Below are 18,450 nucleotides of genomic sequence, written 5' to 3' on the forward strand. Positions count from 1 at the left end.
TGGTTAAATTAATCTTTTATGCTGTAGTTTTAGATTATTTATGATTAAAAAATCTCTATCCAAAATCTTGCTATTATTATTCTGTTGGACAATTGTACCATTATTCTTAGTAGAAATATTAATGATTGTCCTCGAACCCCAGTTATCCCAAGGACTCTATCAATATGATCCCGATTTAGGATTTAAAATTCGTCCCTACGCCAATGGAAATAATCAATTTGGGTTTAATGATCGAGATTATCCCCTACAAAAAGAACCGGGAAAATATCGAATTTTAATTCTGAGTGATTCCTTTAATTGGGCGGGGGGAAAAGAAGGAAACTATACCGCTTTATTAGAACAGAAATTTGCCCAATATTATCAAAATTCTCAAGTTGAAGTTATTAATGCTGGATACCCCGGAACTCACACCGGAGAACAATTAGCCCTGTTAAAAAAATATGCCCTAGAATATCATCCTGATTTGGTTATATTAGGTTTTTTTGTTGGCAATGATTTTATTGATGCTAAACCCAACCGAAAACGGATTATTGTGAATGATATTTATATTGATATTGATAAACGCAAGGAGTTAAAATTATTCGGCTATCCGATTATTAATCAATCTCGTTTGTTACTCTTTATCCAGCAAAAATACAAAGTATTTCAGGAAGCTGCAAAGGCAAAAAAACAATCGGTTTTACCGTCTTCTTCCCCTTATTCGTTACAACTCGTTGCTAATAATTCTCAAGCAGACAAATCCCCTGGTATTTTATCCCCAGAAACCTTTCTGGAGATAGAAAAAAGCCGCTTAGAATTTTGTAAACGTCAAGATTTGCAAAAAGGAGTTTGGAATGGTAATATTAATTATATTCTCCAAAGCATTGACGAAATGAATCGGCTGTTAAAACAACAAAATACCCAGTTTATTGTTGCGATATATCCCGATGAATTTCAAGTTAATCCTAACTTACTAAACCAAATCACCCAAAAATATGAACTTAATTTATCCAAATATGACCCAAACTGTATGCAAAATATTTTAATTCCCCATCTGCAATCACAAAAAATTACCTATATAGATTTCCGCCCTCGGTTTCAAGCTGAACAAAAACAACGTCCCTTATACTTGTTACAAGAACCTCACTGGAATTCAGCCGGAAATCAACTGGCTGCGGAAATATTATTTGAGAATTTAATTCCCAAAACCAATCAATTTTTTAAACTTTTTCCCCCTTCTTCCAATAAAATTTAAAATGCAAAAAACCCAACTAAAAGCTTTTACTCAAATTCTCGGACAAACTGCATTAATCGCTTTAATTACGTTTGTGATGTCCGAAATTACTCTAAGAATTTATAATAAAATTAATCCTAGTTTTGTTTTTTATGATTCTTCCTATAACCGTTTTCGGGGAAAAGCCAACGCCCCCGACTATGATTTTAAGTTAAATTCCCAAGGTTTTAAAGATTTAGAATTTACCGTAGAAAAACCTGCCCAAACCCACCGAATTTTAGGGATAGGAGATTCCTTTGCTTATGGTATTGTTCCCTATCAATATAATTATTTGACGCTTTTAGAAAAAAAATTAAATCAATCCGGTAAAAAAACTGAAGTGATTAATATGGGCATTCCCGGTATGGGGCCAAAGGATTATTTATATCTTTTAGTGAATGAAGGATTAAAATTAAATCCAGACCGAATTGTTTTATCCTTCTATATGGGCAATGATTTTTTAGATAATTCTATGACCGCCCACCTGAGAAAACAGGAAAATTCCTATGTTATTGCTCTAATTAAATCTTTAATTAAACTTCAAAGCCATTATCAAGGTACATTCATCAACCCGGTGCTTAAATATGACGATAACCAACCGAGTATTGATAGTGCTAAATATCTGCAAGATACGGTTAGCAAAAGTAATATGTTTGTGCGAAATCCCCCGGATGATATCTTTAAAGGTTTTTTAGAAGATGCGATGCAGGATTTAATTAAAATTAAACAAATTGCCGATTCTCAAAATATCCCCTTAACTATTGTAATTATCCCTGATGAAGTTCAAGTTAATTCACAACTTCAACAGCAAGTAAAAACAGCTTTTGATCCAAATGATCCGAATTTATTAGATTTTGAACTTCCTAACCGAATGTTAACAGAGCGCTTACGACAGGCCAATATTGACTATTTGGATTTATTACCGAGTTTTGTCGCCGCTTCTAAAACAACTCGCCTCTATAAACCCAATGATACCCACTGGAATATCGCCGGAAATAGTTTCGCTGCGGAATTAATTAGTAGACATTTAAAAGCTCTTGCTGATTAAATAGATTTCGCGGATAATGTAGTAGGCTCTTTAGGGCCTCCGTATTTTATTGTTTCAGTCCCCTTGTCTCCATGCACAAGTAAACGTTTCAATTCTTTACAAGAATCCTCCGTTATCCGGTTGTTAGACTGGTGAGGACTCGGATTAGGAAGTGCTAAAGCACAACAACGATGACTGAGTTTTAAAAAACGATACTTCTAATTTTTTCAGCTAAATTATCCGCCCGTTGAGGAATATAAAAATCATGATTTCGGAGAATTTCCCCGACACGGTTAAATGTCTCAATACATAAATTCAACCGTTGTTTATATTCTAAAAAGGTCATATTTTCGATATATTGAAACAACTCCCTAGGATGCTCAAAATCAGAATAGTCTAAAAAACTATTCCGGGGGAAATCCTGATAAATAGTTGCATCTTTTCCCCCATAATAAATCGGTAAACATCCGCCAATAATGGCATCCCAAATTTTTTCTGTACAATAATAGGGGGCAATAGTGTTCTCAAAACACAGATTAAAATGATAATCTTGGAGAATTTCAAACTTGCGAGTTGTCCAGTCTCCATCCCTAGAATTTTCTATAGTAATTCCGATTTCCCAACCATTTCCATAAATATCAACTTTCCCTAATTGATGACCTTCTAAAGCAATTTGATTCCGTAAATTATATAAATCAATACTTTTTCCCTCCCTGACTAAAGTTGTAAATCCAGCCACCGGATTTTTTGACATTAAAGCTGCAATTTTCCGATGTTTAGGTCGTCCAAAATCATCATCGGTGAAGAATTGTAAGGGTTGACTAAACACATTACCCCGCCAAATACAAAGATGATAATTATTAACAAAAACATCTCCGGTATAAATATTCATAATATTAATTTCGACTCCATCAATATTAACTTTAGACTCAAAATTAAGATCAAACCGGGGTTCTTCTGTATATAAAAGGTATTTTTTTTGCTGCTTATATTGACGAGCAAAACTTTCTAAAAGAACAATATATTGAGAAATAATGATATCCGCTTCCGTTTGATCTTCCGTCACCTCAATTCCTTGTTCTTGAAGTCGAGAAAAAACCTGTTTTTGATATCCAGAAGATAAACGATTAAGCATACTATATAACCCGGGGTCAGCTTGAAAAATCTTGATAATTTTCCGATCTGAATTATGACTGATCTCCGAGAAATTAATACTTTGCCATTGAATTAACATTTCTCGCAAATAGTTATGGGGAGGATAGAGAATAGCTCCTTCAAAAGTTAATAATTGATTATAATATTCTAAGGCTTGATAACCTTGACCTAATTTAATATAAGCATAGCCTAAATTTTGGTAACAATCAATTAAATCCGGTTTTAATTCCGTTGCTTTAAGGTAATTTGCGATCGCCTTTTCCCATTGACCATCTTGAAAATAACTATACCCTAAAGCATAGTAAGTCCCGAAATAGTCCGGCTGTAACTCTAAAGCCCTTAAATAATTATTAATCGCCGCTTCCCAGTTTTGCCCTTGATAATATTGCCGACCTAAATTAATATAATATTCAAGGGTAAGTTCCGATACCGATTCATGATTACTATTCATTAAATCAAACTAAAAATAAATAACTAAAAATTCTCTGATCCCGTTGTTGTGCTTTAGCACTTCCGAATCAGAGTGCTAAAGCACAACAACAAACCGTACACCTGAAATCAACAAAAAACAACCCCATATAGGGGTTGCTGATCACCTGAAATCTGGTTAATTTACAATTTAGTGCCACATTCAGGACAGAAATTATTACTGCCCACATTTTTCGCGCCACAATTGCTACAATAAACTAACTCAATGGTTTCTAAATTTGTCCGTTCGGGTAAACCAATCATTTGAGCATTGCTCTTACCTGGGGCGACCATGGGATAACAGTTTTCATCCCGTTTCACCTGCACATCCATTAATACCGGGCCCTCAAATGCCAACATTTCTGCGATCGCATCCTTTAAGTCCTCCCGGCGGGTGACTTGCATCCCCTTAACCCCGTAGGCTTGGGCTAACATCACAAAATCAGGCATTCCCGCCTGCATATTAGAAGAAGAATAGCGCTCGCCATAGAAGGTTTCTTGCCACTGACGCACCATACCTTGCCAACCATTATTGACAATCACGGTTTTAACATTAATTCCATATTCAGCCAGAGTCCCCAACTCCTGAATATTCATCTGAATACTAGCATCGCCAGCCACACAGATCACCTGTTCATTCGGGAGAGCCATTTTTGCCCCCATCGCTGCGGGCATTCCATAGCCCATTGTCCCTAACCCGGCGCTGGAAATCCATCGTCGCGGGCCATTTTTCAGGAATTGAGCCGCCCACATTTGGTGCTGTCCCACATCGGTTGTGAAATAAGCATCAGGAGCCATTTTCCCCAAAGTATCGATCACCTCTTGGGGAGAAAGAGAATCTTGATAAATCGGCACAACCAGGGGATAATCTTCCCGCCAGCGTTGAATGCGTTGTAACCATTCGGCCGTTAGACTGGTTTCCGCTCCCCCCGTGCACGGGGGATTGGGGGGGGGTTCGACCGTTTCCTGACATCGGCGCAATAAATCCACTAACACCTGTCTAACATCCCCAACAATGGGAACTTCCGGAGCGCGATTTTTCCCAACTTCGGCCGGATCAATATCAATATGGATCACCTTGGCACGGGAGGCAAATTCATCTAATTTCCCCGTCACCCGGTCATCAAAACGGGCGCCCACGGCAATTAATAAATCGCATTCCGTCACCGCAAAATTAGCATAAGCAGTGCCGTGCATTCCCAACATTCCCACCGATAGGGGATGGGTTTCACTAAACACTCCCTTACCCATCAGGGTTGTGGTCACGGGGAGATTAAATAGTTCGGCTAATTCTTGGATTTCTCGATGGGCGCCAGCAGCAATCGCCCCGCCTCCAACATAGAGCAACGGTTTTTCAGCTTGCCGAATTAATTTAATGGCTTGATTAATTTGGCGACTATTTCCCTTGACCGTTGGCCGATATCCGGGTAGGGTGACTTCCCCAGGATTAACGGGAACATAATCAAATTCTTCTAAACCTACATCTTTAGGAATATCAACTAATACCGGGCCAGGACGTCCACTACTGGCAATATGGAAAGCCTCGGCGATAATTCGAGCCATCTCCTTCGGGTCACGCACCACATAGGAGTGTTTGACAATTGGCAGGGTGATCCCATAAATATCCGTTTCTTGGAAGGCATCCGTCCCAATGGACGATCGGGGAACCTGTCCGGTAATCACCACCATCGGAATCGAGTCCATTTGGGCTGTGGCAATCCCCGTAACTAAGTTAGTGGCTCCGGGGCCAGAAGTCCCAAAACAGACCCCTACATGGCCCGTTGCCCGGGCATAACCATCGGCGGCATGGGCGGCTCCTTGTTCATGACGCACCAGGATATGTTTTAAATCCCCCGCGGCTTCAAAGCGGTAGAGTTCATCATAAATGGGCAAAATCGCTCCACCGGGATAACCGAAAATGTGTTTGACGCCATGGCGCTTCAAACTATCCATCAGTGCGTAAGCACCCGTTGCTCGTTTTGCAGCTATTTTAGTTTTTAGTTGCACAGTAATTCCTCGAACTGTGTTTAAGTTGACTGGGGTGGGTTTTTTAATTAGTGTATTGACACTAAAATTTGATTTTGATTAACCCGCCCGTAGATAGTTTTTTTATTTTAAAAGTTACCAAGCTCTCAGGCCTGAGAGACTGCCACTTTTAACAAGACTTTACAATATCAGTGAAGTTGTTAAGGATGTTGGGATTTTTCAGGGAGATCAGATAGATTTTCGATGAAGTCTGTCTATCGATTCTTAAACCATTATCCTAACTTTCCAAAGTATGGTAAAATCTCTGATGGATTTGGGGCTGGTTCGGTGGCTTTTGTCTTGTTCTCTAGTCTGATTAGATCACATTGAGATCAAGATGTTAGGCTAAGTCAACCCTAATTCCATTTAGGTGATAAATTGTAGCATATTTTACAAATAATTGTCTCTTAGCGGTGATATCAACAGATAGAATGCTAAGTGACGACTACAAGAAATATTTAACTTGAGGAGTGAGGATTTTGAAGAAGATAGAAGCAATTATTCGGCCTTTTAAGCTTGATGAGGTTAAAATCGCCCTGGTCAATGCGGGTATTGTGGGGATGACGGTTTCTGAAGTTAGAGGGTTCGGACGTCAGAAGGGTCAAACAGAACGTTACCGGGGTTCTGAGTACACCGTGGAATTCCTGCAAAAACTTAAAGTCGAAATTGTTGTCGAAGATAGTCAGGTTGATATGGTCTTGGATAAAGTTATTACTGCTGCCCGTACAGGGGAAATCGGTGACGGTAAGATCTTTATCTCGGCTGTGGAACAAATTATCCGAATTCGGACTGGAGAGAAAAATTTAGAGGCAATTTAAGTTTTCTTGCCATCAGGGATACGGCATTGTCGTATCCCACTTTTATTTTATTCAAAATCTTTCTTTTTTCAGCAGAAAACAAGCCACAATAATGCCAATCATCGCCAAAAATGCCATTGGGTAAAACACATAGGTGTATGTGCCAAATAAATCTCGAATACGACCCGTCGCCAAGGTTCCAATCAAAGCACCAACACCATAAGCTGTAAAGACAATGCCATAGTTTTGAGCATATTGTTCTGGATTAAAAAAGCCCAGGGTGATAGTGGGAGCCATTGCCAACCAACCGCCCAGACAAAACCAAAATAGACAGAAGGCAATCAGGTAGTTACCAACTTGTCCTGTCTGGGCGTTGACCATTAATATACAGGCGATTAAAATTAACACATAGGACAAAATAGCAATATAGTGAGGCTTAAACCGATCAACTAACCAACCGAACAAGGGACGACTTACCCCATTAAATAGGGCAAATAAGGAAACACTACTAGCCGCCACGGTCGGGTCAATATTAATAATTTCCTCTCCTACTGTACTAGAAATACCGATCGCACTCAAACCAACTAAAGTGCCGATCACATAGCAAATCCACAGTCCATAAAATGAGCGACTCCGCAACAAATTCTTAGGGTAAGATGAGGCTAGTATCGATGTGGAATTTGCCATATTTTGTCGAGGATGCCAGCCCTGGGGTGGCAACTTCATAGTCAGGGAAATGGCTAAAATGATCAATATAAAGGCAATACCGAGAATCCGTAAGGTGGGTCGAACAGTATAGATATCGATTAGTTGGTTGGCGAGGGGAGCGGTGATCAAGGGGGAAAGTCCAAAGCCAATAATCGTCAACCCTACAGCCAATCCTTTTTTATCAGGGAACCATCGGGATACTACCACCATCGGCACACCATAGGCAATACCAACCCCAATGCCAGCAATCACTCCATAGGTCAAGACTAGCGTTGTCACATTGGTAGCAAAGCTGGAAAGAATATAACCTAAACCGACGATCATCCCGCCAACTGCGGTCATGAGACGAGTACCAATCCGAGGAATATAAAAACCGGCTATCGGCATGACAGCCGCATAAAAAACTAAAATAAATGTGAATGGCAATAGGCTGGCACTGGCACTAATTCCCAGTTCTTTTTCCAAGGGAGTTCTAAAAATACTCCAGGAATAGACACTACCTAAGCACAGTAGAATAGTCATCCCCAAAGGTATTAAAAGCCATCTACCTCGATCTGCCGGTATTCCCAGGATGTTTATCTTTGTTCCATGATTATTAATTATGTTCATATCTGAAAAGATGAAAATTTCATCAAGTCTACAAGGTAATAGGGAACACCGGATAATACTTCTGGCTGTTTGATGTCAGTATGGAAATGTTACAACCTATTTACGATTTCTATAGCAATCCTCTTTGAGTTGTGTTCAAAATTGTTGACCAAAAGGGAACACCGGAACAGGGAACAGGGGTAAGACTTTTGACTGTTTCATGTCAGTATTGAAATATTACAGCCTTTTACGATTGCTATATAGTCCTATTCAAAGTTTTTATTGTCTATATTTGCGCTCTCAAATAATGTTTGCAGTTGGGGTAGAATCCCTTGGAAGGCTTGACCCCGGTGGGAGATTTTATGTTTTAATTCCGCAGACATTTGGGCAAAGGTCATGTTAACCTGGGGAACGTAAAAAATCGGATCGTAACCAAAACCTCCGATTCCAGTTGGTTCATTTGTGATTGTTCCTTGACAAATTCCCTGATATTCTACAGCAATGGAACCATCGGGACGGGCGATCGCTACTGCACAAATAAATTCAGCATTCCGGTTAGGGTGATCTCCGAGTTCCTTGAGCAGTCGCACAATACATTCGGCTTCCGTAGGAGCATAACGGGCTGAATAGAGTCCTGGCGCTCCATTTAAGGCTTCTACAGCCAATCCTGAATCATCGGCGATCGCCCATTCTCCCGTCGCTAAGGCAACTTGGGACGCTTTTAAGGCCGCATTTTCAACAAAAGTTTTTCCGGTTTCTTCTATTTCTAAATCTTTGGGCTTAATCTGCAATTCAATCTCTAAATCCTCCAAATAAGCCTGCATTTCCTTTAGTTTACCTGGATTTCCGGTTGCAACAATTAATATTTTTTCGGTCATATTCAAGTGATAATAATTAACGAGGAAGGGCAAGGACACCTCGCCCTGATCCATACTAAAACTGATTTGCCCAATCCTTTGCCCAGGCTAGGGTTTCTTGAACCCTATCCATGTCGGGAGCTTCGCAATAAAGACGGAGAAAGGGTTCTGTCCCACTAAAGCGAATTAATAACCAGCGACTATCTGCGAGGCGGTATTTGTAGCCATCAACGGTCAAACAATCAACCACAGCCTGTCCCGCAATTTCCTGTAGGGGGTGAGTTTTAAGTTGTTCAACTAGACGCGATCGCACATCCATACTAACTAAGGGTAAATCAATCCGATCATAGGCTGAATCAAAGCCCGTTTGCGCCTGTAACCGTTGATAGGTTTGGGTCGGATCTTCCCCAGACTGTACCATCGCTTCTAAGACATACAGCGCCGATAACAGCGCATCCCGTTCGGGAATATGGGTTCCATAACCCACCCCTCCCGATTCTTCGCCCCCGACTAAAACTTCAGTAGCCAACATTCGATCAGCAATATATTTATAACCGATCGCCGTTTCATACAGCGATAAATTAAATAATTTAGCAATTCGAGGAATTAAATCAGAACCACTGACGGTTTTAACAATTTCTCCAGTAAATCCGCGACGAGTAGATAAATGTTCAATTAATACTGGAATCAAAATTTGAGAACTGAGAAAATTACCATTTTGATCCACTGCGGCAATGCGATCGCTATCCCCATCAAACACAAATCCAATGGCTAAACCCCCGTTAGTAGAGCGATGGGATTCTAATTGTTCAAACAATTTAGGAATATAACGAGGTAGAGGTTCCGGCGCCGTCCCGCCAAAATAAGGATCACGATCGGGATTAATTTCGTGAATATTATCTCCCAATAATTGGGTTAATCCTCCGGTCGCCGCCCCGTGCATCACATCAGCAAAAACCGTTAATTTTCCTTGATTTATTGCCTCTTGAATTGCCCCAATATCCACCTTAGAACGTAAAGTTTCACAATAAGTTGGCCAAGGATTAAAGCGTTCTAAGATTCCGCGCGGGGTTTCAAAGGTTGGGGGTTGCTCTAATAACGCCTCAATTTGTTGGGTAATTTCTGGCCCCACTGACCCCCCAAAAGCCCCTTTGACTTTTAAACCCAAATATTTACCGGGGTTATGACTGGCGGTTAACACAATCGCCCCTAAAGCCTTTTGTTGATAGGCGATTAAGGAGAAAGCCGGAGTGGGGGCATAAGTTTCACTCAGTTTCACATCAAAGCCCGCCACTTGGATGGCTTCGGCCGCACATTGGGCAAATTCCTCAGCTAAAAAACGTCGATCATAGCCAACAATAATCGTCCGGCTTCCGGTTGTTTCTCCATAGGTTTGATAGAGAATCTGAGCTGCAATGGGGGCGACTAAAGCCACTTGTTCAAAGGTAAAGTCCGCAGCAATCACACCGCGCCAGCCATCGGTTCCAAACTTAATCGGTTGAGTCATAATCAATTTTTTAGTTAGTGAACTAAGAACCAAGAATCCCGGCAAATACTTGTTGATCAACAGAAAACAGTAATCTGTGAAATCCTCTTAATCCGTATAATCCGTGTTAAAAAAACGAAGGTTGGTGGCGAATCAAATTTAGGAATTCTTCACGGGTTTTCTGTTCATCTTGGAATACACCGACCATGGCGCTAGTTACTGTCCAAGACCCGGGTTTTTGTACCCCTCGCATTGCCATACACATATGGGTGGCTTCCATGACAATGGCGACTCCTTGAGGTTCCAAGACGCTTTGAACTGCTTCAGCAATTTGGCGAGTTAGACGTTCTTGAACTTGTAAACGACGGCTGTACATTTCCACAATTCGAGCCAGTTTGCTTAAACCAATTACTTTTTGATTGGGAATATAGGCAACGTGCGCCCGACCCATGAAAGGTAACATATGGTGTTCGCACATACTGAAAAAAGTGATATCGCGTACCAGCACCATTTCTTCATGGCCTTCATCAAAAATAGCCCCATTCACCAAATCTTCCAGGGATTGACTGTAACCACTGGTGAGAAAGCGCATGGCTTCAGCTACCCGTTTTGGTGTTTTGAGCAATCCTTCCCGTTCGGGGTCTTCACCGACACCTAAAAGCATGGTGCGAACCGCCCCCATCATTTCCTCATCACTCACCTCTGTGCAGAGTTGGGAGGGAGTGCTTTGACTATAGGATAAAGTCCGATCCGGTCTAATCGAAAATCCAGTAGTGTCCTCATTTTTGACGCCATTGGTGTTTGTGGAGATAGTCATGGTGTATCTTGAATCAAGGTTTAAAAACAACAAAGTTAAACTGTTTTAAAATCGATATTGAACACGATTTAAAACTTACCAACGCTTGGCATCAGGGTTAATTCTTCAATAACCGCAGAGGTGGGTAATAATGCCACATAGAGAATTGACTCAGCCACAATCTCCGGTGTCAGCATTGCGGAGCGATCAAAGTCAGCTTTAACGGTTTCGCTATCCCAGATGGGAGTATTCACAGAACCCGGACAGAGGGCCGTTACCCGAATTCCATTGGCCCGTTCCTCTATGTTCAGGGTTTTGGAGAGAGCCATCAAACCAAATTTACTGACGCAGTAAGCCCCCCAGTTGGGAAAAACCTGTAGACCAGCAATGGAAACAACATTAATAATGGTTCCACTTCCTTGATCCCGCATCCCTGGCAGAACACCTTTTATACACTGGAATACGCTAGTTAAGTTTAAGTCGATTACCTTTTGCCAATCGGCCAGGGATGTTTCGATTAAGTCTCCGGTATATCCCATCCCGGCATTATTGACGAGGATATTAACGGAGCCAAAAGCAGCCACGATACTATCGATTTGGGTATGAACTTGTTCGACTTTTGCTAAGTCTAGGGGGAAGGCTTTCGCCTCCACACCCAGATTGCGGGCTTCTTTGGCTACAGACTCTAAGCGATCCTTTTGGCGACTGACCAATGCAATATCAATCCCGGCTTTGGCAAAGGCTATGGCTGTTGCCCGACCGATGCCACTACTGGCTCCTGTGATCAAGGCTCTTTTTTGCACGAGGCTCATTCATGTACCTGTTAAGTTTTCGACCATGCCAGCGAGCGAGGACGCCCGCAATACAAACTAATGTTACAAATCTATAAACTGCTGAATCTGAGAAATATGTAAAGATTTGTTACTGCCATCAGTATATCATCAAAAGCATTAAGGATTTAGGATTCTCGGTGAATCCTTCTCAACTTCAAGGAACTCAACAAAGAACTCAACTTTTTTTCCCGCCAGGTTTTGAAGATTAACGGCAACTTGGTTGATTTGTTGAACGCTACCACGGGTTTCCCTAATTCCTAAGACGCTTTGTTGAGTCCCCTGGTTGATCTGGTTCATGGCGGTGACGAGTTGTTCCACTGCTGTTGCTTGTTGTTGAGAAGTTAAAGCAATTTCTTGATTAATCATCATTACATGATTAATTCCATTAAACAACCTTTCCAGAGCCATAGCAGTTTGTTGGGATAATTCAATCCCATCTATGGCATTTTGTTTGCCCGATGCGGTTACAGAAACAGTTGTTTGCAGGGATTTTTGAGTTTCGGTAATTAAATGATTAATTTGAGTCGCAGAATTTTTACTTTGGTCAGCTAATTTACGAATTTCTCCCGCGACGACGGCAAATCCTTTCCCATATTCTCCGGCTCTCACCGCTTCAATAGAAGCATTCAACGCTAACATATTAGTTTGATTAGCTAAATCGGTAACTAAGTTAGTAACTATACTAATTTGATTTATTTGCTCATCTAAACCCGTCATCTTATTAGAAATTTGTTCTACTGTAGATTGCGAAGTTGGGTTTGTCCTTCATTAATTTTATTTAAACCCCGAATACTGGTAATTACAGTATAACCCAAGGTTTCAATCTGCCTATTCAGACGGGACACTCCATAGAAACCCAGAAGAACAATACCAAATACCAGGGCAAAAAATGAACCACTAATTTTAACTTCTAAAGGGATTTTATTAGCCATATTTTCAAATGTTTGGGTTCTCTGCTTATTCTTCCCTGGTATTATCCATCCTTTAAACCTTAGCTTCTGCAAAAACTCCAATATTTCTAAATTTCTGATAGCGCATTTCTTGACGCTGCTGGGATGTTAAAGCCAGAAGTTCCCCTAAAGATTGAATTAAAGCCTTTTTCAGTAGTTCTGCTGCCTTTAAAGGGTTGCTATGGGCGCCTCCATCGGGTTCGGGTACAACTTGATCAATAATGCCTAATTGTTTGAGGTCTTTGGAGGTGATTTTCAATGCTTGGGCCGCTTGGGGAGCTTGACCCGCATCTTTCCACAAAATCGCGGCGCAGGCTTCGGGGGTAGCTACAGTATAAACCGAATATTCTAACATCAGCAGTTTTTCACCCACACCAATACCTAACGCCCCACCGGAACCACCCTCACCAATAACAGTACAGATAATTGGAACCTCTAAATCAAACATTTCTCGTAGGTTATAGGCGATCGCTTCTCCTTGGCCTAATTTTTCGGCGTCCACTCCCGCCCAAGCCCCAGGAGTATCAATAAAGGTCAGAATTGGCATCCCAAAGCGGTTAGCGTGTTCCATCAGGCGCATCGCTTTCCGATAACCACCGGGGGCGGCCATCCCAAAATTACGGGCGACGTTATCTTTGGTATCCCGTCCTTTCTGATGACCGAGGATAACCACAGGTTGTCCCCCTAAACGAGCTACACCTCCCACCAACGCGGGATCGTCATAACCCCGGCGATCGCCATGGAGTTCCATCCATTCATCGGTCATGGCTTGAATATAATCTAGGGTACTGGGGCGACGGGGATGGCGAGCCAGTTGTAGCCGTTGTAAGGGAGATAAACCACTGAAAATTTCTTGTCGCAATTGGCTGGCGCGGGCTTCGAGTTGTAGGATTTCATCGGACACATCCACACCATTTTCATTCGCTAACTGACGAATTTGATCAATTCGGCTTTCTAGCTCAACTAGAGGCTTTTCAAAGTCAAGGAGAATCGGTTTTCGATTAGAATTAGCCACACTCAAAATTACTGTTACACAGGGTAAATATTATTTCTAGTATTTTATCGGAAAATGATAGCTGTTTCACCCCAGAGACTCAAAAACACCTAGATCGGTCAGTCGATAGCCAAAGAAGCAGTTGATAAATTCGATAGAAACATTGATCTGATAATCCTCAAAGGAATAGATTAAAGTGGCTGATAATGATGGTTTTTTGTTTAAATTGATTGTTTAAAAGATATTTGATTTAGTAAACTAGGATTATGATTCTTAGCCCTAATAACTATGGACTGCCACAAATGTTCCAACCAATGTTCTAGTCATTTATTATTAAAATCGGTAGGACTCGTGCCACCCTAGATCAAGAAACAGCAGGACAGATTTATATTGAGTAGAGATATTCTGCTTAATCCCAATTCCCCCTGTTCCGGTGTTCCGGTGTTCCGGTGTTCCGGTGTTCCCTTCTAGGCTTGAGTTTATAATTTTTGGTCTTGAATAATAAACTCTAACAAACCCTCACAGGAATCTAATAATAAATCAATCACCTGATTAAATCCTTCCGTCCCTCCATAATAGGGATCAGGAACTTCTTTGAGGGTATGATGGCGACAAAACTCACACATCAACTTAACTTTATGGCGATATTTTCCCAAGGGATCAAGATGGAGAATATTTTCATAATTTTCTTGATCCATTGCTAAAATTAAATCAAATTTTTCAAAATCATCTCGCTGAAATTGACGACCTTTTCCCGTCATTTTAATTCCCCTTTGGTTAGCACTTTGAGTCATGCGTCGGTCGGGGGAACTGCCAATATGATAACTCGATGTTCCCGCAGAATCACAAACAATCTGAGTATTCAAATTTGCCTGATCAATTAAATGATTCATAATATTTTCCGCGGCCGGAGAACGGCAAATATTACCGAGACACACAAATAATAATTTATAAGGCATAAGTGAAGAATTAAGCTAAAAACTCAAGACCCCAAATTAGGGATCTGACCAATAATTTGTTCTATGTTTAACCAAAAAAACACAGCCAGCGAGGACGCTGGCAGTGCCTTGTTTGAGGTTTATGGGTTATCTAACCTAACCCGGGTAAATTCAAACCCCCGGTCAGTTCTTCCATCCGTTCGCGCATGGTTGCAGTGGAGTTACCATAAGCTTCCCGCATGGCAACCAAAACCAGATCAGAGATCACCTCAGCGCCCTCGCCTAAAACATCCGGTGAAATCTCCACCCGACGGGGTTCTTGGTTTCCACTCAGGTATACCTTAACTAAGCCGCCCCCAGCTTCCCCTAGAATTTCTAACTGATCTAGGTCTTCTTGGAGCTTTTTCGCTCCTTCTTGAACTTGCTGCGCCTTTTTAAAAGCCTCAGCCAGTTCCTTCATTTTGCCCAGACCAAAACCAAATCCTGGTTTTTCTTTTTCTTGTGTCATAGTTTGTTTATCGAGCGCTGAAAACGCTTTGTATAGTCAAGTTGACGCCATATAAGTAAGCTATAGTAGCATTTTTTGGCGGATTAACTGCGTTTTGGGGTAAGAGATTGTCCCTACCCCGATCCCCGTGGGGAATCAAAACCCCGGGAAATCACCCATAATTTTAACTTCGGGTTCCAATAAAAACGACCAGCGCCGTTCAACCTGTTCTTGAACATGACGAATTAACGAAAAAATATCACCGGCCGTTGCACCGCCACAATTAAGAATAAAATTAGCATGGCGTTCAGCTACCTGAGCTTGACCGATGCTGTAACCTTTTAAACCCGCCTGTTCAATCAGCCACCCCGCCGTTTTCAGACCCGGGTTACGGAATACACTGCCACAACTGGGTAGATGATAGGGTTGGCTATTGCGACGTTGATTAAAATGGGCAGTTGTATCCGCAAGAACCTGTTGGGGATCATGACCTGGTTCTAACTGGAAAGTCGCCTGAGTCACAAAGCGATCGCCCCCTTGCAAAATTGAGGTGCGATAGCGATAGGCTAAATCTTCCGGGGTTAAAATCTGTAATTCCCCGGACTTGGATAGAACATGGGTATGGACTAAAATTTCTGCGGTGCAGGATCGGTGAGCGCCAGCATTCATGACCACTGCCCCCCCCATGGTTCCGGGGATGCCTACGGCCCATTCCAGTCCCCGCCATCCCAGGCGAGCGGCTTTCCAGGCTAAACGGGGAAGGGAAGTTCCCGCCCCGGCGGTCAGTAACCCTGTTTCTGAATCAAAGTCAACATAACGTAGATGACGAGTTGCAATCACTAATCCTGATAACCCTTGGTCACTAATTAATAAATTTGATCCCGCCCCCAAGAGGGTGATCGGTAATCCTTGAGTATCGGCCCATAAGAGGGCTTCTTGAAGTTGTTCTACTCCTTTAGGTGCGACATACCACTCGGCTGGCCCTCCGACCCGAAAGGAGGTGAAGGTGGTTAAAGGAACTAAAGATTGAATCAAACAGTCCGTTTCAGGTAGGGCTATGGAGCGTGGCTGAGAGTAGTTGGTTTGACTGGGGGAGTCATAAGAGAGTGTCATGACCATATCAAAATGAATACCTTAGAACTTGGATATAAATCACCGATTGCATATAGATCAGTCTGTCAATCGGGAGAAGCACCCTGCCTCAGTCCCCTTAGTATCAGGGAGAGGTTTGATAAAATGCCATCACCTCGGGAATAATTTTATTGAGGTTACCGGCACCGAGAAATATAGCTAAATCTCCGGGCTGTAGGAGTTGAGGCAAACAGCCCTTAACGTCATTCATAGAGGGCTGATACAATATTTGAGGGTGGTAATGACCAATCAAGTCTGCAACTTTCTGGCCATCAATGTCCCAGCTATTCGGTTCTCCGGCACTATAAATTTCGGTCAGAATTACCACATCGGCATCGGTAAAACACTGAGCGAAGTCTTGAAGAAAGGCATGAGTTCGACTATACCGATGGGGTTGAAAAATAGCAACAATACGTTGAAGGTGGGGTTGGGTATTTAAGATACTATCTTGCATCCGCAGGCGAGCAGCGGCGAGGGTGGCGCGGATTTCACTGGGATGATGGGCATAGTCATCTACAAACAGGATGTCATTAAAACACCCTCTATGCTCAAAACGACGTTTTGCCCCTGCAAAATCTGCTAATGCCTTGGCTATGATGGAAAACTCTAGGCCTAACTGCCGTCCTACGGCGATCGCAGCTAAGGCATTACTGAGATTATGTTGCCCGAGCAACTTTAACTCTAACTTACCAAGGAAATTGCCTCGCTCCCATACTGGGGCTAAGATCCCATTGGCACGATATTCAACATCCTTAACGATATAATCGGCACCGGAGTCAGGATTTAAACTGTAGGTAATACTGGGTTGGATTTGCTCCCGTACAGTTTCGCAATCAATACAGCCTACTAAGGTTTGACAGTTGTTCTCAAAGACTTTGAAGGTGTTGATCACCTGTTCTAAGCTTTCATAGTGATCGGGGTGATCTAACTCAATATTGGTGATTACACCAATTTGGGCTTTAATTTTGACCAGGGAACCATCGGATTCGTCGGCTTCCGCCACCATGTAGGGCCCCTGACCCATGCGGGCATTCCCCTCCCAGGCATTCACTTCTCCCCCAATTAAAATGGTGGGATCAAGACCCGCCACCAGCAAGATCATGGCAATCATGCTACTGGTAGTGGTTTTGCCATGGGTTCCAGCCACAGCAATACTTTGATACTCTTGAATTAAGGCCGCTAGTAAATCGGAACGATGAAAAATCGGACAACCTAACTCCTGGGCGGCTTGATATTCCAAATTTCCAGAACTAATGGCGGTCGAACAAATGACTTGAGGTAATTTTGGGGAGTTTTGTCCTTTCCCCTTCAAACTTTCGACTTTTACCCCAGCTAGGGCAGTTTTTACGCCGTTTTGAGCGACGGATAATTCCAGTTCCACCCCAATCGGTTGTTTATTCCCCCGCTCCTGGGGTTGTTTAACATACTCAAAATTGCTTGCCTGTTGATGGCAAAAAATTTCGGCGCCTAAATCTTGTAGGCGTTGAGTAATATGGCTACGTTGAATATCCGAGCCATAAATAGGTAGCTTTCGCTTCGCTAGGATATAGGCTAGGGCTGACATTCCAATCCCGCCGATCCCGATAAAGTGAAAAGGCCTGCCACTGAAATCTACAGAAATTGGCATCAATTACTCCTCATCACACCACACCACACCACACCAATAACACGCGATATCATATCAAGAATTGTTTTTTACCGATACTCCCTAGCAAACATTTTTCAGATGGCATTTTGCACTAATATTTTTAGATTTTAGGCAAATTGAGTCTGATCGGTAGTTGTATAGTTCTGAAAACCCTAGACAAATATCTCAGGTCTTACTTAGCCACTAACCGCACTGGATGAACTACAACACCCTCTATCCCGTTACTAAAAGTGTTCAGGACTGCTTTTCTAATACCATATACCCCTAAGTTTGTAAATCACCGGATTTTCTCTGAATCGATCAAGGGATT

17 protein-coding genes are annotated in these 18,450 nt (G+C 42.1%); 3 read left to right on the forward strand and 14 right to left on the reverse strand.

What is annotated here, in order from left to right; genetic code table 11:
- Window positions 1–40: 40 nt before the first annotated feature.
- Window positions 41–1,234 (forward strand): SGNH/GDSL hydrolase family protein, encoded by a 1,194-nt coding sequence (locus tag NMG88_RS01295; protein WP_042151089.1) that lies wholly within the window; start codon window positions 41–43, stop codon window positions 1,232–1,234.
- Between the two features lies 1 nt (window position 1,235).
- On the forward strand, window positions 1,236–2,300 hold the full coding sequence (locus NMG88_RS01300; protein ID WP_227382206.1) for an SGNH/GDSL hydrolase family protein: 1,065 nt from the start codon (window positions 1,236–1,238) through the stop codon (window positions 2,298–2,300).
- Between the two features lie 181 nt (window positions 2,301–2,481).
- On the opposite strand, the gene NMG88_RS01305 is transcribed toward NMG88_RS01300, so the two are convergent.
- Together NMG88_RS01305 and ilvB are read right to left on the reverse strand one after the other, a co-directional pair.
- A complete protein-coding gene (locus tag NMG88_RS01305; protein WP_052338683.1) occupies window positions 2,482–3,885 on the reverse strand; it encodes a tetratricopeptide repeat protein in 1,404 nt (467 codons plus the stop codon).
- A 161-nt stretch (window positions 3,886–4,046) separates the two neighbouring features.
- Window positions 4,047–5,909 (reverse strand): biosynthetic-type acetolactate synthase large subunit, encoded by a 1,863-nt coding sequence (gene ilvB / locus NMG88_RS01310; protein WP_026787161.1) that lies wholly within the window; start codon window positions 5,907–5,909, stop codon window positions 4,047–4,049.
- Window positions 5,910–6,406: 497 nt separating this feature from the next.
- Here ilvB and NMG88_RS01315 point away from each other — a divergent pair, with 497 nt between their 5' ends.
- Window positions 6,407–6,745 (forward strand): P-II family nitrogen regulator, encoded by a 339-nt coding sequence (locus NMG88_RS01315; RefSeq protein WP_042151095.1) that lies wholly within the window; start codon window positions 6,407–6,409, stop codon window positions 6,743–6,745.
- Window positions 6,746–6,796: 51 nt separating this feature from the next.
- Here the strand turns inward: NMG88_RS01315 and NMG88_RS01320 are convergent, their stop codons facing one another.
- The 12 genes from NMG88_RS01320 to murC form a co-directional block, all read right to left on the reverse strand.
- Window positions 6,797–8,041: an L-lactate MFS transporter gene (locus NMG88_RS01320; protein ID WP_042151098.1), complete on the reverse strand. Its 1,245-nt coding sequence runs from the start codon at window positions 8,039–8,041 to the stop codon at window positions 6,797–6,799.
- A gap of 245 nt (window positions 8,042–8,286) precedes the next feature.
- Window positions 8,287–8,898 carry an RdgB/HAM1 family non-canonical purine NTP pyrophosphatase gene (gene rdgB / locus NMG88_RS01325; protein WP_042156944.1) on the reverse strand — a complete coding sequence of 204 codons (612 nt, stop codon included), beginning with the start codon at window positions 8,896–8,898 and terminating at the stop codon, window positions 8,287–8,289.
- A gap of 55 nt (window positions 8,899–8,953) precedes the next feature.
- Window positions 8,954–10,384 carry a phosphoglucomutase/phosphomannomutase family protein gene (locus NMG88_RS01330; protein WP_042151101.1) on the reverse strand — a complete coding sequence of 477 codons (1,431 nt, stop codon included), beginning with the start codon at window positions 10,382–10,384 and terminating at the stop codon, window positions 8,954–8,956.
- A 106-nt stretch (window positions 10,385–10,490) separates the two neighbouring features.
- A complete protein-coding gene (gene folE, locus NMG88_RS01335) occupies window positions 10,491–11,180 on the reverse strand; it encodes a GTP cyclohydrolase I FolE (protein ID WP_026787165.1) in 690 nt (229 codons plus the stop codon).
- A gap of 68 nt (window positions 11,181–11,248) precedes the next feature.
- Window positions 11,249–11,971 carry an SDR family oxidoreductase gene (locus NMG88_RS01340; protein ID WP_042151105.1) on the reverse strand — a complete coding sequence of 241 codons (723 nt, stop codon included), beginning with the start codon at window positions 11,969–11,971 and terminating at the stop codon, window positions 11,249–11,251.
- Window positions 11,972–12,109: 138 nt separating this feature from the next.
- Window positions 12,110–12,709, reverse strand: a complete 600-nt coding sequence (locus NMG88_RS01345; protein WP_052369320.1) for a methyl-accepting chemotaxis protein — start codon at window positions 12,707–12,709, stop codon at window positions 12,110–12,112.
- Between the two features lie 17 nt (window positions 12,710–12,726).
- Window positions 12,727–12,924, reverse strand: coding sequence for a hypothetical protein (locus tag NMG88_RS01350; RefSeq protein ID WP_042151108.1), 198 nt, complete (start codon window positions 12,922–12,924; stop codon window positions 12,727–12,729).
- Window positions 12,925–12,976: 52 nt separating this feature from the next.
- On the reverse strand, window positions 12,977–13,957 hold the full coding sequence (gene accA / locus NMG88_RS01355) for an acetyl-CoA carboxylase carboxyl transferase subunit alpha (protein WP_042151111.1): 981 nt from the start codon (window positions 13,955–13,957) through the stop codon (window positions 12,977–12,979).
- A gap of 458 nt (window positions 13,958–14,415) precedes the next feature.
- Window positions 14,416–14,895: a low molecular weight protein-tyrosine-phosphatase gene (locus NMG88_RS01360; RefSeq protein WP_026787173.1), complete on the reverse strand. Its 480-nt coding sequence runs from the start codon at window positions 14,893–14,895 to the stop codon at window positions 14,416–14,418.
- A gap of 130 nt (window positions 14,896–15,025) precedes the next feature.
- Window positions 15,026–15,382, reverse strand: a complete 357-nt coding sequence (locus NMG88_RS01365) for a YbaB/EbfC family nucleoid-associated protein (RefSeq protein WP_026797516.1) — start codon at window positions 15,380–15,382, stop codon at window positions 15,026–15,028.
- A gap of 135 nt (window positions 15,383–15,517) precedes the next feature.
- The gene (gene murB / locus NMG88_RS01370) at window positions 15,518–16,480 is read right to left on the reverse strand and encodes a UDP-N-acetylmuramate dehydrogenase (RefSeq protein WP_026793673.1); all 963 of its coding nucleotides are present in this window, start codon (window positions 16,478–16,480) and stop codon (window positions 15,518–15,520) included.
- 97 nt (window positions 16,481–16,577) lie between these two features.
- Window positions 16,578–18,119, reverse strand: coding sequence for a UDP-N-acetylmuramate--L-alanine ligase (gene murC, locus NMG88_RS01375; protein WP_235750881.1), 1,542 nt, complete (start codon window positions 18,117–18,119; stop codon window positions 16,578–16,580).
- Window positions 18,120–18,450: the final 331 nt, after the last annotated feature.

The sequence above is a fragment of the Planktothrix agardhii genome, assembly GCF_904830935.1.
Lineage (GTDB): Bacteria > Cyanobacteriota > Cyanobacteriia > Cyanobacteriales > Microcoleaceae > Planktothrix > Planktothrix agardhii.

Coding starts and splice junctions, on each gene's coding strand:
- NMG88_RS01360 (WP_026787173.1), bottom strand. CDS start 14,895: ATGCCTTATAAATTATTATTTGTGTGTCTCGGTAATATTTGCCGTTCT.
- rdgB (WP_042156944.1), bottom strand. CDS start 8,898: ATGACCGAAAAAATATTAATTGTTGCAACCGGAAATCCAGGTAAACTA.
- NMG88_RS01305 (WP_052338683.1), bottom strand. CDS start 3,885: ATGAATAGTAATCATGAATCGGTATCGGAACTTACCCTTGAATATTAT.
- folE (WP_026787165.1), bottom strand. CDS start 11,180: ATGACTATCTCCACAAACACCAATGGCGTCAAAAATGAGGACACTACT.
- NMG88_RS01345 (WP_052369320.1), bottom strand. CDS start 12,709: ATGACGGGTTTAGATGAGCAAATAAATCAAATTAGTATAGTTACTAAC.
- NMG88_RS01350 (WP_042151108.1), bottom strand. CDS start 12,924: ATGGCTAATAAAATCCCTTTAGAAGTTAAAATTAGTGGTTCATTTTTT.
- NMG88_RS01340 (WP_042151105.1), bottom strand. CDS start 11,971: ATGAGCCTCGTGCAAAAAAGAGCCTTGATCACAGGAGCCAGTAGTGGC.
- NMG88_RS01330 (WP_042151101.1), bottom strand. CDS start 10,384: ATGACTCAACCGATTAAGTTTGGAACCGATGGCTGGCGCGGTGTGATT.
- NMG88_RS01295 (WP_042151089.1), top strand. CDS start 41: ATGATTAAAAAATCTCTATCCAAAATCTTGCTATTATTATTCTGTTGG.
- NMG88_RS01320 (WP_042151098.1), bottom strand. CDS start 8,041: ATGAACATAATTAATAATCATGGAACAAAGATAAACATCCTGGGAATA.
- NMG88_RS01365 (WP_026797516.1), bottom strand. CDS start 15,382: ATGACACAAGAAAAAGAAAAACCAGGATTTGGTTTTGGTCTGGGCAAA.
- NMG88_RS01300 (WP_227382206.1), top strand. CDS start 1,236: ATGCAAAAAACCCAACTAAAAGCTTTTACTCAAATTCTCGGACAAACT.
- murC (WP_235750881.1), bottom strand. CDS start 18,119: ATGCCAATTTCTGTAGATTTCAGTGGCAGGCCTTTTCACTTTATCGGG.
- murB (WP_026793673.1), bottom strand. CDS start 16,480: ATGGTCATGACACTCTCTTATGACTCCCCCAGTCAAACCAACTACTCT.